Origin of the sequence: Pseudomonas sp. xss_2, from assembly GCF_043104195.1 — a bacterium.
In the GTDB taxonomy this organism is placed as follows: domain Bacteria; phylum Pseudomonadota; class Gammaproteobacteria; order Pseudomonadales; family Pseudomonadaceae; genus Aquipseudomonas; species Aquipseudomonas urmiensis.
In genome coordinates this window covers 1-15,590 of sequence record NZ_JBICKL010000001.1, presented here as the reverse complement: position 1 = coordinate 15,590, position 15,590 = coordinate 1, and the positions used below count along the sequence as shown (strand labels likewise).

Here is a 15,590-nt window from a genome sequence, read left to right as displayed (position 1 = left end):
CCGCGCGCTTTCTCTTCCGGAGCCGAGTCGATCTTGTCGAACTCAACGACTGCCGAACCGAAAACTTCGGAGCAGACGCGAGTCAGAGCTGCGGTCAGAGTGGTTTTACCGTGGTCAACGTGGCCGATGGTGCCAACGTTAACGTGCGGAAGGGAACGATCAAATTTTTCTTTAGCCACGACAGTGAACTCCTAGCCTAAAGGGGCTGAATCAGCCTTGTTTTTTAACGAGAGCTTCGACGATGTTCGACGGAGCTTCGGAGTATTTGGAGAATTCCATGGAGTAGCTCGCGCGACCCTGAGACATGGAACGAACGTCGGTCGCGTAACCGAACATTTCCCCGAGCGGTACTTCAGCGCGGACGACACGGCCAGAGACCGACTCATCCATACCCTGGACCAGACCACGACGACGGTTCAGGTCACCCATCACGTCACCCAGGTAGTCTTCCGGGGTTACAACTTCAACCTTCATGATCGGCTCGAGAACCACGCCGCCGCCCTTGGTGGCCAGCTGCTTGGTCGCCATCGAAGCGGCGATTTTGAAAGCCATTTCGTTGGAGTCGACGTCGTGATACGAACCATCGAATACCGCGGCCTTGAGGCCGATCAGAGGATAGCCGGCAACAACGCCGTTCTTCATCTGCTCTTCGATACCCTTCTGGATCGGGGCGATGAATTCCTTAGGAATCACACCACCAACGACTTCGTTGGAGAACACCAGACCTTCGGTGATGTTGCCCTTCTCGTCCACGTCCGGCTCCGAGAAACGGATCCAGCAGTGACCGAACTGACCACGACCGCCCGACTGACGAACGAACTTGCCTTCGATCTCGACGTTGGACTTGGTGATCTTCTCGCGGTACGAAACCTGCGGCTTGCCGATGTTGGCCTCGACGTTGAACTCGCGCTTCATGCGGTCAACGAGGATGTCCAGGTGCAGCTCACCCATACCCGAGATGATGGTCTGGCCAGTCTCTTCGTCGGTCTTGACGCGGAACGACGGGTCTTCCTGGGCCAGCTTGCCCAGTGCGATACCCATCTTCTCCTGGTCAGCCTTGGTTTTCGGCTCTACGGAGAGCGAAATAACCGGCTCAGGGAAGTCCATACGCTCAAGGATGATTGGCTTGTCGGCGTTGCACAGGGTTTCGCCTGTGGTCACGTCTTTCATACCGATCAGTGCAGCGATGTCGCCAGCGCGCACTTCCTTGATTTCTTCACGCTGGTTGGCGTGCATCTGCACCATACGACCAACGCGCTCTTTCTTGCCTTTGACCGAGTTGATGACGGAGTCACCGGAGGTCAGAACGCCCGAGTAGACGCGAACGAAGGTCAGAGTACCTACGAACGGGTCAGTCGCGATCTTGAACGCCAGAGCCGAGAACGGCTCGTCGTCGTCGGCGTGACGCACGTCTTTACGAACAGCCGGATCTTCTTTGTCCAGCTCCTTGTCGTCCGGGTTGATACCCTGGATTGCAGGGATCTCGGTCGGAGCAGGCAGGTAGTCGATGACGGCATCGAGAACCAGGGGAACACCCTTGTTCTTGAACGACGAACCGCAGACAGCCGGTACGATTTCGCTGGCCAGGGTGCGCGCGCGCAGACCGGCTTTGATCTCTTCGACGGTCAGCTCTTCGCCTTCCAGGTACTTGTTCATCAGCTCTTCGCTGGACTCGGCAGCAGCCTCAACCATGTTGGCGCGCCACTCTTCAGCCAGCTCCAGCATATCGGCAGGAATTTCTTCCTCGCGATAAGTGGTGCCTTTGTCGTCGTCGTTCCAGTAGATAGCCTTCATTTTGATCAGGTCAACCTGACCCTGGAAGTTATCTTCCGAACCGATGGCCAGCTGAACAGGAACCGGGGTGTGACCCAGACGGTTCTTGATCTGACCTACAACGCGCAGGAAGTTTGCACCGGCACGGTCCATCTTGTTCACGTAGACAACACGTGGAACGCCGTACTTGTTGGCCTGACGCCATACGGTTTCAGACTGAGGCTCAACCCCGGAGGTGCCGCAGAACACAACGACCGCGCCGTCGAGTACGCGCAGCGAACGCTCAACTTCAATGGTGAAGTCAACGTGGCCGGGGGTATCGATAACGTTTACACGGTAGTTGTCATACTGACCAACAGAACCTTTCCAGAAGGTGGTAACGGCAGCGGAGGTAATGGTAATACCCCGCTCCTGCTCCTGCACCATCCAGTCGGTGGTCGCGGCGCCGTCATGCACCTCGCCCATTTTGTGGCTCAGACCTGTGTAGAACAGGATCCGCTCGGTAGTGGTAGTTTTGCCCGCGTCAACGTGCGCGCAAATACCAATGTTACGGTAGCGGTTGATTGCTGTAGTACGAGCCATAAAGCCCTCGCAAATAGATTGATGCTTGAATTAGAAGCGGTAGTGCGAGAATGCCTTGTTGGCTTCAGCCATACGGTGCACGTCTTCACGCTTCTTGACTGCAGCACCTTTGCCTTCAGCAGCATCCAGCAGCTCACCAGCCAAACGCAGGGCCATGGACTTCTCGCCGCGCTTGCGGGCGTAGTCTACAAGCCAGCGCATTGCCAGCGCGTTACGACGGGATGGGCGAACTTCGACCGGGACCTGGTAAGTGGCACCGCCAACACGGCGGGACTTTACTTCGACCAGCGGAGCGATGGCGTCGAGAGCTTTCTCGAAGATTTCCAGGGGATCGCTGTTCTTGCGTTCTTTGACCTTGTCCAGCGCACCGTAAACGATACGCTCGGCAACGGCCTTCTTGCCGCTTTCCATCACGTGGTTCATGAACTTGGCGAGGATCTGGGATCCGTATTTTGGATCGTCCAGAATCTCACGTTTTGCTGCTACACGACGTCTTGGCATGATAAGCCCTCAAACGGTCTTCAGGTTAGCCCGGGACGTGGGTCTTCGACCCCTGCCCGACCTTACTCTTATCGACTGAAAAAATTGATTGTCTGCAAACGGCCGATTACTTCGGACGCTTGGTACCGTACTTCGAACGACCCTGGTTACGGCCTTTAACGCCGGAAGTATCCAGAGAGCCGCGAACGGTGTGGTAACGAACACCTGGCAAGTCTTTTACACGGCCGCCACGAATCAGGACGACGCTGTGCTCTTGCAGGTTGTGGCCTTCACCGCCGATGTACGAGGAAACCTCGAAACCGTTGGTCAGACGCACACGGCATACTTTACGCAGTGCCGAGTTAGGTTTTTTCGGCGTGGTGGTGTACACACGGGTGCACACGCCACGACGTTGCGGGCAGTTCTGCAGCGCAGGTACGTCGGATTTCTCGACGGTACGCTTACGCGGCTGACGTACCAGCTGGTTGATAGTTGCCATCTACTAGCTCCACTGATTGTCTTGCGACGCTATTGTCTTGCAAGAAAGCCAAAAATTGGCGAGACGGAGCCTCACCAAATTTAAGGGTACAAAAGTCTAAAGAGGTTCTTGCACCCAGTCAAGACGAGGCCCCGGCCCTCCCCGCCCGGTGATCGGTAACATTGCATGTCACCGGTCACCACGGAGAGGGGCCGGGGCCCCACCCTGTACTTAGTTACCGCTGGAATTCAGCGCTTCGGTCAGTGCGGCTTCCACCTCACTGGCACTTACGCGCAGCGGCTTGTCGGCATCACGGCGACGCTTACGCTCGCTGTGGTAGGCCAGACCAGTACCAGCCGGGATCAGACGACCCACGACCACGTTCTCTTTCAGGCCGCGCAGGTAGTCGCGCTTGCCGGTTACCGCCGCCTCGGTCAGGACTCGAGTGGTTTCCTGGAAGGAAGCCGCCGAGATGAACGATTCGGTCGACAACGACGCCTTGGTGATACCCAGCAGCACGCGGGTGAACTTCGAGACGAACTTGTCTTCGGCAGCGAGACGCTCGTTCTCGACCAGCACCTGAGTCAGTTCCATCTGGTCGCCCTTGATGAAGCTGGAGTCACCCGATTCGGCGATCTCAACTTTACGCAGCATCTGACGCAGGATGGTCTCGATGTGCTTATCGTTGATCTTAACGCCTTGCAGGCGGTAAACGTCCTGGATCTCGTTGACGATGTACTTGGCCAGCGCGCTGACACCCAGCAGACGCAGGATGTCGTGCGGATCGCTTGGACCGTCGGAGATAACTTCGCCGCGGTTTACCTGTTCGCCTTCGAAGACGTTCAGGTGGCGCCACTTCGGAATCAGCTCTTCGTACGGATCGCTGCCATCGGTCGGGGTAATGACCAGACGGCGCTTGCCTTTGGTCTCTTTACCGAATGCGATGGTGCCGCTAACTTCCGCCAGAATCGAAGCTTCCTTCGGACGACGGGCCTCGAACAGGTCGGCAACGCGCGGCAGACCACCGGTGATGTCACGGGTCTTCGACGTTTCTTGCGGGATACGCGCGATAACGTCACCAACACCGATCTGTGCACCGTCGGCCACACCTACCAAGGCGTTGGCTGGCAGGAAGTACTGAGCAGGTACGTCGGTACCTGGCAGCATCAGATCCTTGCCATTGGCGTCGACCATCTTGATTGCCGGACGGATTTCCTTGCCAGCGGCAGGGCGATCCTTGACGTCCAGGACTTCAATGTTGGTCAAACCAGTCAACTCGTCTGTCTGACGCTTGATGGTGATGTTTTCTTCCATGCCCACGAAGGTCACGGTACCTTTCAGCTCGGTAACGATCGGGTGGGTGTGCGGGTCCCACTTGGCGACGATTGCGCCAGCTTCGACCTTGTCACCTTCCTTGACCGAAATCACCGCACCGTAAGGCAGCTTGTAGCGCTCACGCTCACGACCGAATTCGTCGGCAATGGCCAATTCGCCGGAACGCGATACAGCAACCAGGTTGCCATCAGCACGCTCAACCTGCTTCAGGTTATGCAGACGCACCATACCGCCGTTCTTCACCTGGACGCTGTCGGCAGCCGAGGTCCGGCTTGCAGCACCACCGATGTGGAACGTACGCATGGTCAGCTGGGTACCCGGCTCACCGATGGACTGGGCAGCGATAACGCCGACCGCTTCACCGATGTTCACCTGGTGACCTCGAGCCAGGTCACGACCGTAGCACTTGGCGCAGATGCCGAAGCGAGTTTCGCAGCTGATCGGCGAACGCACGATAACTTCGTCGATGCTGTTCAGCTCGATGAACTCAACCCACTTCTCGTCGACCAGGGTACCGGCCGGAACGATGACGTCTTCGGTGCCAGGCTTGAATACGTCACGGGCGATCACTCGACCCAGTACGCGCTCACCCAGCGGCTCGACCACGTCGCCGCCTTCAATGTGCGGAGTCATCAGCAGGCCATGATCGGTGCCGCAGTCGATCTCGGTCACTACCAGATCTTGCGCAACGTCGACCAGACGACGAGTCAGGTAACCCGAGTTCGCGGTCTTCAGTGCGGTATCCGCCAGACCCTTACGAGCACCGTGAGTCGAGATGAAGTACTGAAGTACGCTCAGACCTTCACGGAAGTTCGCGGTGATCGGCGTCTCGATGATCGAGCCGTCCGGCTTGGCCATCAGGCCACGCATACCGGCCAACTGACGAATCTGAGCTGCCGAACCCCGGGCACCGGAGTCAGCCATCATGTACATCGAGTTGAAGGACTCTTGGTCGACTTCGTCGCCATTGCGGTCGATGACTTTCTCTTTCGAGAGGTTGGCCATCATCGCCTTGGATACTTCGTCGTTCGCTTTGGACCACAAGTCGATGACCTTGTTGTACTTCTCGCCCTGGGTTACCAGGCCGGAGGCGTACTGGCTCTCGATTTCCTTCACTTCGTCGGTGGCAGCACCGATGATGCGGGCTTTCTCGTCCGGGATAACGAAGTCGTTAACACCGATCGAAACGCCGGAAATGGTCGAGTAGGCAAAGCCGGTGTACATCAGCTGGTCAGCGAAGATCACGGTTTCTTTAAGACCAACCACGCGGTAGCACTGGTTGATCAGCTTGGAGATCGCCTTCTTCTTCATCGGCTGGTTGACCACGTCGTACGACAGACCTGGTGGTACAACCTGGAACAGCAGCGCACGGCCGACAGTGGTGTCGACGATACGGGTGTTCTTGACGCTGCCGCCATCACGATCGTTCACGGTTTCGTTGATACGAACCTTGATCTTGGCGTGCAGGGCAGCTTCGCCGGCGCGGAATACCCGGTCGACTTCCTGCAGGTCAGCGAATACGCGACCTTCGCCCTTGGCGTTGATGGCTTCACGGGTCATGTAGTACAGACCCAGTACAACGTCCTGCGACGGAACGATGATTGGCTCACCGTTGGCTGGCGACAGGATGTTGTTGGTCGACATCATCAGCGCGCGCGCTTCGAGCTGGGCTTCCAGCGTCAGCGGCACGTGAACGGCCATTTGGTCACCGTCGAAGTCGGCGTTGTACGCAGCACAGACCAGAGGGTGCAGCTGGATAGCCTTACCTTCGATCAGTACCGGTTCAAAGGCCTGGATACCCAGACGGTGAAGGGTCGGTGCACGGTTGAGCAGTACGGGGTGTTCGCGAATCACTTCGGCGAGAACGTCCCACACCTCTGGCAACTCGCGCTCGACCATCTTCTTGGCAGCCTTGATGGTGGTCGCCAGACCACGCATTTCCAGCTTGCCGAAAATGAACGGCTTGAACAGCTCGAGGGCCATCTTCTTCGGCAGACCGCACTGGTGCAGACGCAGGGTCGGGCCCACGGTAATTACCGAACGACCGGAGTAGTCCACGCGCTTACCGAGCAAGTTCTGACGGAAACGACCTTGCTTACCTTTGATCATGTCAGCCAGGGACTTCAGCGGACGCTTGTTCGAGCCAGTGATGGCGCGACCGCGACGGCCGTTGTCGAGCAGGGCGTCGACCGCTTCCTGCAGCATGCGCTTTTCGTTGCGCACGATGATGTCCGGCGCCGACAGATCGAGCAGGCGCTTGAGACGGTTGTTACGGTTTATCACCCGACGATACAGGTCGTTTAGGTCGGAGGTCGCGAAGCGGCCGCCATCCAGCGGCACCAGCGGACGCAGGTCCGGCGGCAGTACTGGCAGAACGGTCAGGACCATCCACTCAGGCAGGTTGCCCGAGCCCTGGAAAGCTTCCATCAGCTTCAGGCGCTTGGACAGCTTCTTGATCTTGGTTTCCGAGTTGGTCTGCGGAATCTCTTCACGCAGGCGACCGATCTCGTGCTCCAGGTCGATAGCGTGCAGCAGCTCACGGACAGCCTCGGCACCCATGCGGGCGTCGAAGTCGTCACCGAACTCTTCCAGCGCTTCGAAGTACTGCTCGTCGTTGAGCAGCTGACCCTTCTCGAGGGTGGTCATGCCTGGATCGATAACGACGTAGCTCTCGAAGTAGAGAACGCGTTCGATATCACGCAGGGTCATGTCCATCAGCAAGCCGATACGGGACGGCAGCGACTTCAGGAACCAGATGTGGGCGACCGGCGAAGCCAGTTCGATGTGCGCCATGCGCTCACGACGAACCTTGGCCAGCGCGACTTCAACGCCGCACTTCTCGCAGATCACACCACGGTGCTTCAGGCGCTTGTACTTACCGCACAGGCACTCGTAGTCCTTGACTGGGCCAAAGATCTTGGCGCAGAACAGGCCGTCACGCTCAGGCTTGAACGTACGGTAGTTGATGGTTTCCGGCTTTTTAACTTCACCGAACGACCACGAACGGATCATCTCAGGTGACGCCAGACCGATACGGATGGCGTCGAACTCTTCGACTTGACCCTGGTTTTTCAGCAAATTCAGTAGGTCTTTCAAGGCCTTTCCTCCTGGCGGAGCAGGGAGCGGGCTATTACAGCCCCGCCCCCCTTCGCGTCACGTGTTATTCGGTTTCCAGATCGATATCGATACCGAGCGAACGGATCTCTTTGATCAACACGTTGAAGGACTCGGGCATGCCCGGCTCCATACGGTGATCGCCATCCACGATGTTTTTGTACATCTTGGTACGGCCGTTCACGTCGTCCGACTTCACTGTGAGCATTTCTTGCAGGGTGTATGCCGCGCCGTATGCTTCCAGCGCCCACACCTCCATCTCCCCGAAACGCTGACCACCGAACTGCGCCTTACCACCCAGCGGCTGCTGGGTAACCAGGCTATAGGAACCAGTGGAACGCGCGTGCATCTTGTCGTCCACCAAGTGGTTCAGCTTGAGCATGTACATGTAACCAACGGTCACAGGACGCTCGAACTTGTTGCCGGTACGGCCGTCGAACAGCACCATCTGGCCGCTTTCTGGCATGTCTGCCAGTTTCAGCATGGCCTTGATCTCGCTTTCCTTGGCACCGTCGAAGACCGGGGTAGCCATCGGCACGCCCTTCTTCAGGTTGTGCGCCAGAGCGAGGATCTCTGCGTCGGTGAACTCTTCCAGGCTTTCCTGGCGACCGCCGATCTCGTTGTAGATCTCGGTCAGGAAGCCACGCAGCTCAGCGGCTTTGCGCTGCTCTTCGATCATCCGGTCGATCTTCTCGCCCAGACCTTTGGCCGCGAGGCCCAGGTGGGTTTCAAGGATCTGACCAACGTTCATACGCGAAGGTACGCCCAGCGGGTTCAGTACGACGTCGACCGGAGTACCGTTGGCGTCGTGCGGCATGTCTTCGACCGGCATGATCACCGAGACCACACCTTTGTTACCGTGACGGCCGGCCATCTTGTCGCCCGGCTGAATGCGGCGGCGGATAGCCAGGTAGACCTTGACGATCTTCAGTACGCCCGGTGCCAGGTCATCGCCCTGCTGCAGCTTGCGCTTCTTGTCTTCGAACTTGTCGTCCAGCAGACGACGGCGATCGACGATGTAGGCTTGAGCCTTTTCCAGCTGTTCGTTCAGCGCGTCTTCGGCCATGCGCAGTTTGAACCACTGGCCGTGCTCCAGACCGTCCAGCACTTCGTCGCTGATCACGGTGCCTTTCTTCAGGCCCGCACCACCGTCGACCACTTGGCCGTTCAGGGCGGAACGCAGACGCTCGAAGGTCGCGCCTTCGACGATGCGGAACTCTTCGTTGAGGTCCTTGCGGATCTCGTCCAGCTGCATCTTCTCGATGGCCAGGGCGCGGCTGTCGCGCTCGACGCCGTCACGGGTGAAGACCTGAACGTCAATGACAGTACCTTTGGTGCCGGTTGGCACGCGCAGGGAAGTGTCTTTAACGTCGCTGGCTTTCTCACCGAAGATCGCGCGCAGCAGCTTCTCTTCTGGAGTCAGCTGGGTCTCGCCTTTCGGAGTGACCTTGCCCACCAGAATGTCCCCAGCGCCGACTTCAGCACCTACGTAGACGATACCGGCTTCGTCCAGCTTGTTCAGCGCAGCTTCACCCACGTTCGGGATGTCTGCGGTGATTTCCTCTGGGCCAAGCTTGGTGTCACGGGCCACACAGGTCAGTTCCTGGATGTGGATCGTGGTGAAACGGTCTTCCTGAACGACGCGCTCCGACAGACAGATGGAGTCTTCGAAGTTGAAACCGTTCCAGGCCATGAACGCGATGCGCATGTTCTGACCCAGTGCCAGCTCACCCATGTCGGTGGACGGACCATCGGCCATGATGTCGCTACGCTTGACCACGTCACCCTTGCTGACCAGCGGACGCTGGTTGATGCAAGTGTTCTGGTTGGAACGGGTGTATTTGGTCAGGTTGTAGATGTCGACACCGGCTTCACCGGTTTCTACTTCGTCATCGGCAACACGTACCACGATACGGCTGGCGTCGACGGAGTCGATCACGCCGCCACGACGCGCCACGACGCAGACGCCGGAGTCACGGGCAACGTTGCGCTCCATGCCGGTACCAACCAGCGGCTTGTCGGCACGCAGGGTAGGTACAGCCTGACGCTGCATGTTCGAACCCATCAATGCACGGTTGGCGTCGTCGTGCTCGAGGAACGGAATCAGCGAGGCAGCGACGGAAACAACCTGCTTGGGCGAAACGTCCATCAGGGTGACGTCTTCCGGCGCCTTGACGGTGAATTCGTTCAAGTGACGAACAGCTACCAGCTCGTCGACCAGTTGCTTCTTCTCGTTCATCGTGGCCGAAGCCTGAGCGATGACGTGATCAGCTTCTTCGATCGCCGACAGGAACACGATGTCGTCGGAAACCACACCCTCTTTCACCACGCGGTACGGGCTTTCCAGGAAGCCGTACTGGTTGGTGCGGGCATAGGCTGCCAGGGAGTTGATCAGACCGATGTTCGGACCTTCAGGGGTCTCGATCGGGCACACACGGCCGTAATGGGTCGGGTGTACGTCACGGACTTCAAAGCCTGCACGCTCACGGGTCAGACCGCCAGGGCCGAGTGCGGAGACACGACGCTTGTGGGTGATCTCGGAGAGCGGGTTGTTCTGGTCCATGAACTGCGAGAGCTGGCTGGAACCGAAGAACTCTTTCACCGCCGCCGCTACCGGCTTGGCGTTGATCAGGTCTTGCGGCATCAGGCCTTCGCTTTCGGCCATCGACAGACGCTCTTTGACCGCACGCTCAACGCGCACCAGGCCAACGCGGAACTGGTTCTCGGCCATCTCGCCGACGCAACGTACGCGACGGTTACCCAGGTGGTCGATGTCATCGACGATGCCTTTACCGTTACGGATGTCGACCAGGGTCTTCAGCACGTCAACGATGTCTTCCTTGCTCAGCACGCCCGAACCTTCGATCTCGGTACGACCGATACGACGGTTGAACTTCATGCGGCCTACGGCGGACAGGTCGTAACGCTCGGCACTGAAGAACAGGTTGTTGAACAGGGTTTCGGCGGCATCCTTGGTTGGCGGCTCGCCTGGACGCATCATGCGGTAGATCTCGACCAGCGCTTCCAGTTGGTTGCTGGTGGTGTCGATCTTCAGGGTATCCGAAATGAAAGGACCGCAATCGATGTCGTTGGTGTACAGGGTTTCGATGCGAACGACCTGAGCCTTGGCGACCTTGATCAGCAGCTCGGTGGTCAGCTCGGTGTTGCACTCGGCCAGGATCTCGCCGGTAGCCGGATGCACGATCGCCTTGGCGGTAGTGCGGCCCAGCACGTACTCCATCGGCACGTCCAGCTGCTTGACGCCGGCCTTCTCGAGCTGATTGATGTGGCGCGCGGTGATACGACGACCCTGCTCGACGATGACCTTGCCGGTCTCGTCATGGATGTCCATGACCGCAACTTCGCCACGCAGACGCTGAGGCACCAGCTCCAGGCTCAGCTTCTCACCAGAAACGTGGAACACGTTGGTGGTGTAGAAGGTGTTCAGCACTTCTTCAGTGCTGTAACCCAGGGCGCGCAGCAGTACCGAGGCCGGCAGTTTGCGGCGACGGTCGATACGGACGAATACGCAGTCCTTAGGATCGAACTCGAAGTCCAACCAGGAGCCGCGGTAAGGAATGATGCGAGCCGAATACAGCAGCTTGCCGGAGCTGTGGGTCTTGCCACGATCGTGGTCGAAGAACACACCCGGCGAACGGTGCAGCTGGGAAACGATCACACGCTCGGTACCGTTGATAACGAAGGTACCGTTCTCAGTCATCAGGGGGATTTCACCCATGTAGACTTCTTGCTCTTTGATGTCCTTGATCGCTTTGTTCGACGACTCTTTGTCGAAGATGATCAGACGGACTTTCACCCGCAGCGGCACGGCGAAGGTCACGCCGCGCAGGACGCATTCCTTGACGTCGAAAGCCGGCTCGCCCAGACGATAGCCAACGTACTCCAGGGCAGCGTTGCCGGAGTAGCTGATGATCGGGAAGACCGATTTGAAGGCCGCGTGCAGGCCGACGTCGCGGAACTGATCCTTGGATGCTCCCGCTTGCAGGAATTCGCGATACGAATCCAGCTGGATGGCCAGGAGGTAAGGCACATCCATCACGTCCGGCAACTTGCTAAAGTCCTTGCGGATACGTTTTTTCTCAGTGTATGAGTAAGCCATCAGCGTTCCCCAGCTTGGTCACCTGCTTGTTTGGCTTCTCCCGGCGGGAGCAGCCAGAAAATCGTGCAAACCCCTTGGTTTGCGCCACCCACGTGGGTGTCTTGCAGCTTGTTATCGGGGCCGACCTGATCGGCCACCAATAACGGAAAAAGGCCGGTGGCATAAGCCACCAGCCATCAGCCTAAGCTCAACGCTCCGGCTGGAGTCGCAAAGTCGAAATTACTTCAGCTCGACTTTAGCGCCTGCTTCTTCCAGCTTCTTCTTAGCGTCTTCAGCGGCTTCTTTCGAAACGCCTTCAGCTACGACTTGAGGAGCGCCGTCAACTTTCTCTTTGGCTTCTTTCAGGCCCAGACCGGTCAGTTCACGAACGGCCTTGATCACGTTGACTTTCTTCTCGCCGGCTTCAACCAGAACAACGTTGAACTCGGTTTGCTCTTCAACAACGGCAGCAGCAGCAGCTGGGCCAGCAGCGGCAACAGCAGCGGTAACGCCGAAGGTTTCTTCCATTGCTTTGATCAGCTCAACAACTTCCAGAACGGTTTTCTGGCCGATTGCTTCGATGATTTGCTCGTTAGTCAGGGACATGACTTAAATCCTGTATTGGGGTGAAGGCCTACGCAGCCATCAAATTAAACGTATGATTTTGAAAGTGCTTCGCGGCCTTAGGCTGCGGTAGCTTCTTTCTGGTCGCGAATGGCTGCCAGGGTACGAGCCAGCTTGCTGGTAGCGCCTTGGATGACGCTCATCAGCCTTGCGATGGCTTCGTCGCGGGTCGGCAGGGTAGCCAACACGTCGATCTGGTTCGCTGCAATGAACTTGCCGTCAAACGCAGCTGCCTTGATCTCGAACTTGTCCTGACCCTTGGCGAATTCCTTGAACAGACGAGCAGCAGCGCCCGGGTGTTCGTTGGAGAACGCGATCAGGGTCGGGCCAGTGAAGGCGTCGTTGAGGACACTGAATTCAGTGTCAGCAACAGCGCGCTTGAGCAGGGTGTTACGTACGACACGTACGTATACGCCAGCTTCACGAGCCTCTTTACGGAGTCCGGTCATTGCGCCTACAGTCACACCACGGGCATCAGCCACGACAGCGGACAGAGCGACTTTGGCAGCCTCGTTGACTTCAGCGACGATGGCCTTCTTGTCTTCGAGTTTAATTGCCACGGGTAAAACTCCTGCTTGTTACCGTTTCATCTGGCCGAAGCCGGATGTCGTTTTGGTGTCTGATTCGGTAAGGAACCGGGAGCACCATCTGCGTAGGCTGGTTGTTTAAGGCTTGCGCCGCCTACGGTCTTGGATAGCCCCCGCCAGGCAGGGACCCCAATTTTGTTGCCGGCGCGCTTTCACGCGCCGGCAAGGTCTTACGCGCTCAGCGAGCTCTGGTCGATGACCAGACCTGGGCCCATAGTGGTGCTCAGGGTAACGCGCTTGACGTAGATACCTTTCGAGGAAGCTGGCTTGATACGCTTCAGATCAGCGATCAGGGCTTCAACGTTTTCCTTCAGCTTGCCGGCTTCGAAGCCAACCTTGCCAACGGAGGTGTGGATGATACCGTTTTTGTCGGTACGGTAGCGAACTTGACCAGCCTTGGCGTTTTTAACCGCGGTGGCTACGTCTGGAGTCACGGTACCGACTTTCGGGTTAGGCATCAGGCCGCGAGGACCCAGAACCTGACCCAGCTGACCAACAACGCGCATGGCATCCGGGGATGCGATGACTACGTCGTAGTTCAGGTCGCCAGCTTTCATCTCGGCAGCCAGGTCGTCCATACCAACGCGATCAGCGCCGGCAGCCAGAGCGGCCTCAGCAGCTGGGCCCTGGGTGAAGACGGCAACACGTACGGTCTTGCCAGTGCCGTGTGGCAGCACAGTAGCGCTACGAACGACCTGGTCGGATTTACGTGGGTCAACACCGAGGTTGACGGCAACGTCGAAGGATTCGCTGAACTTCACGGTGGACAGTTCGGCCAGCAGCGCTGCTGCTTCTTCGAAGTTGTAAACTTTGCCAGCTTCGAGTTTCGAAGCAATGGCCTTTTGGCGCTTGGTCAGCTTAGCCATTACACACCCTCCACGTTGAGGCCCATGCTGCGAGCAGAACCGGCGATGGTACGCACGGCTGCATCCATGTCAGCGGCAGTCAGATCAGCCTGTTTGGTCTTGGCGATCTCTTCCAGCTGAGCACGGGTCACGGTACCGACTTTAACGGTGTTCGGACGTGCAGAACCGCTGGTCAGGCCAGCAGCTTTCTTCAGCAGAACCGAAGCTGGGGTGCTTTTGGTTTCGAAGGTGAAGCTACGGTCACTGTAGACAGTGATGATCACAGGAGTCGGCAGGCCGGCTTCTTGACCCTGAGTACGGGCGTTGAAGGCCTTGCAGAATTCCATGATGTTCACACCGTGTTGACCCAGTGCTGGACCAACGGGTGGGCTTGGGTTGGCCTGGCCGGCCTTTACTTGCAGCTTGATGTAAGCCTGAATCTTCTTAGCCATGAGCTACTCCAATATCGGGTACGAACGCCAAATGGCTCCCCGGATTACTTGCGTTTTATCCCAGTGACGACAAAACCCCGCAGCACATAGGGCTGCGGGGTATGGGATGCGTCGTTCGCCTAGACCTTCTCGACCTGGCCGAACTCGAGCTCTACCGGAGTAGAGCGACCGAAAATGAGCACCGCCACTTGGAGCCGGCTCTTTTCGTAGTTAACTTCTTCAACGGTACCGTTGAAATCAGCAAAGGGACCGTCAACAACACGAACCACTTCACCTGGCTCAAAGAGCGTTTTTGGCTTCGGCTTGTCGCTACCATCGGCAACGCGACGCAGAATAGCCTCGGCTTCTTTATCGGTGATAGGCGCAGGCTTGTCTGCAGTACCACCAATGAAGCCCATTACGCGAGGGGTATCCTTGACAAGGTGCCAAGTCCCTTCGTTCATATCCATCTGGACCAATACATAGCCAGGGAAGAACTTACGCTCGCTTTTGCGCTTCTGGCCATTGCGCATTTCTACGACTTCTTCGGTCGGGACCAGGATCTCGCCGAATTCATCTTCCATGCCAGCCAGCTTCACGCGCTCGATCAAAGAGCGCATTACATGCTTCTCGTAACCCGAGTAAGCATGCACAACGTACCAACGCTTAGCCACGGGACACCCTTAGCCAACAATCAAGGAGACCGCCCAGCCGAGCAGGGAATCAAGACCCCACAGCAGCAACGCCATAACCAGCACGACAACCACAACGATAAGCGTGGTTTGCATGGTTTCTTGGCGGGTCGGCCACACGACTTTACGGATCTCGGTACGAGCTTCCTTCGCCAGCGCAAAGAACGACTTACCCTTCGCGGTCTGCAGGGCAACGAAGCCTGCAACAGCAGCCAGAGCAAGGAGAGCGAGCACGCGGTACAGAATCGGAGAAGCGGAGTAGTATTGATTACCTACGACGCCAACGACTACCAGAGCAACAACAGCGAGCCACTTGAAAAGATCAAAACGCGAATCTTGGGCTTCAGTTTTGGGAGTCATCGAGGAGGATCCTGTGAGAAGAAAGCCAATCACACCGAGGTGAATGGCAGGTCAGGAGGGAATCGAACCCCCAACCTACGGTTTTGGAGACCGTCGCTCTGCCAATTGAGCTACTGACCTTTAACACTGTACCAGGCCGGCCATTATGCCGACCTGGTCTTATGAAATCAACTACTTATTCAATAATTTT

At 57.6% G+C, this 15,590-nt stretch carries 12 protein-coding genes and 1 tRNA gene; all 13 read right to left on the bottom strand.

Translation table 11 applies throughout. The annotated features are described in order from the left end of the window. Positions 1–179, bottom strand: a 179-nt coding sequence (locus tag ACF8K2_RS00065) for a GTP-binding protein (protein ID WP_232244373.1), incomplete at its 3' end; no start/stop codon positions are given. A 31-nt stretch (positions 180–210) separates the two neighbouring features. Continuing rightward, a complete protein-coding gene (fusA, locus tag ACF8K2_RS00060; RefSeq protein WP_186557311.1) occupies positions 211–2,355 on the bottom strand; it encodes an elongation factor G in 2,145 nt (714 codons plus the stop codon). 30 nt (positions 2,356–2,385) lie between these two features. Continuing rightward, positions 2,386–2,856 (bottom strand): 30S ribosomal protein S7, encoded by a 471-nt coding sequence (rpsG, locus tag ACF8K2_RS00055; protein WP_008089143.1) that lies wholly within the window; start codon positions 2,854–2,856, stop codon positions 2,386–2,388. Positions 2,857–2,962: 106 nt separating this feature from the next. Further along, positions 2,963–3,334: a 30S ribosomal protein S12 gene (gene rpsL / locus ACF8K2_RS00050; RefSeq protein ID WP_003257088.1), complete on the bottom strand. Its 372-nt coding sequence runs from the start codon at positions 3,332–3,334 to the stop codon at positions 2,963–2,965. Between the two features lie 210 nt (positions 3,335–3,544). Further along, positions 3,545–7,744, bottom strand: coding sequence for a DNA-directed RNA polymerase subunit beta' (gene rpoC / locus ACF8K2_RS00045; RefSeq protein WP_186557310.1), 4,200 nt, complete (start codon positions 7,742–7,744; stop codon positions 3,545–3,547). 64 nt (positions 7,745–7,808) lie between these two features. Continuing rightward, entirely contained in the window at positions 7,809–11,882 is a 4,074-nt protein-coding gene (gene rpoB, locus ACF8K2_RS00040; protein ID WP_186557309.1) for a DNA-directed RNA polymerase subunit beta, read from the bottom strand. Between the two features lie 219 nt (positions 11,883–12,101). Beyond that, positions 12,102–12,467 carry a 50S ribosomal protein L7/L12 gene (gene rplL / locus ACF8K2_RS00035; protein WP_007957596.1) on the bottom strand — a complete coding sequence of 122 codons (366 nt, stop codon included), beginning with the start codon at positions 12,465–12,467 and terminating at the stop codon, positions 12,102–12,104. 77 nt (positions 12,468–12,544) lie between these two features. Further along, positions 12,545–13,045 carry a 50S ribosomal protein L10 gene (gene rplJ / locus ACF8K2_RS00030; protein WP_186557308.1) on the bottom strand — a complete coding sequence of 167 codons (501 nt, stop codon included), beginning with the start codon at positions 13,043–13,045 and terminating at the stop codon, positions 12,545–12,547. A gap of 197 nt (positions 13,046–13,242) precedes the next feature. Continuing rightward, the gene (gene rplA / locus ACF8K2_RS00025; protein ID WP_186557307.1) at positions 13,243–13,938 is read right to left on the bottom strand and encodes a 50S ribosomal protein L1; all 696 of its coding nucleotides are present in this window, start codon (positions 13,936–13,938) and stop codon (positions 13,243–13,245) included. After that, positions 13,938–14,369, bottom strand: a complete 432-nt coding sequence (rplK, locus tag ACF8K2_RS00020; protein WP_115085065.1) for a 50S ribosomal protein L11 — start codon at positions 14,367–14,369, stop codon at positions 13,938–13,940. The genes rplA and rplK overlap by 1 nt, the downstream gene beginning before the upstream one ends. A 119-nt stretch (positions 14,370–14,488) precedes the next feature. Next, positions 14,489–15,022, bottom strand: coding sequence for a transcription termination/antitermination protein NusG (nusG, locus tag ACF8K2_RS00015; protein WP_186557306.1), 534 nt, complete (start codon positions 15,020–15,022; stop codon positions 14,489–14,491). Between the two features lie 9 nt (positions 15,023–15,031). Beyond that, complete coding sequence (secE, locus tag ACF8K2_RS00010; protein WP_186557305.1) at positions 15,032–15,400, bottom strand: preprotein translocase subunit SecE; 369 nt, start codon at positions 15,398–15,400, stop codon at positions 15,032–15,034. Between the two features lie 44 nt (positions 15,401–15,444). Continuing rightward, positions 15,445–15,520: transfer RNA gene (locus ACF8K2_RS00005), tRNA-Trp, on the bottom strand. Positions 15,521–15,590 lie beyond the last annotated feature (70 nt).

Coding starts and splice junctions, on each gene's coding strand:
- rplL (WP_007957596.1), bottom strand. CDS start 12,467: ATGTCCCTGACTAACGAGCAAATCATCGAAGCAATCGGCCAGAAAACC.
- rplK (WP_115085065.1), bottom strand. CDS start 14,369: ATGGCTAAGAAGATTCAGGCTTACATCAAGCTGCAAGTAAAGGCCGGC.
- rpsL (WP_003257088.1), bottom strand. CDS start 3,334: ATGGCAACTATCAACCAGCTGGTACGTCAGCCGCGTAAGCGTACCGTC.
- rplA (WP_186557307.1), bottom strand. CDS start 13,938: ATGGCTAAGCTGACCAAGCGCCAAAAGGCCATTGCTTCGAAACTCGAA.
- secE (WP_186557305.1), bottom strand. CDS start 15,400: ATGACTCCCAAAACTGAAGCCCAAGATTCGCGTTTTGATCTTTTCAAG.
- fusA (WP_186557311.1), bottom strand. CDS start 2,355: ATGGCTCGTACTACAGCAATCAACCGCTACCGTAACATTGGTATTTGC.
- rpsG (WP_008089143.1), bottom strand. CDS start 2,856: ATGCCAAGACGTCGTGTAGCAGCAAAACGTGAGATTCTGGACGATCCA.
- rpoB (WP_186557309.1), bottom strand. CDS start 11,882: ATGGCTTACTCATACACTGAGAAAAAACGTATCCGCAAGGACTTTAGC.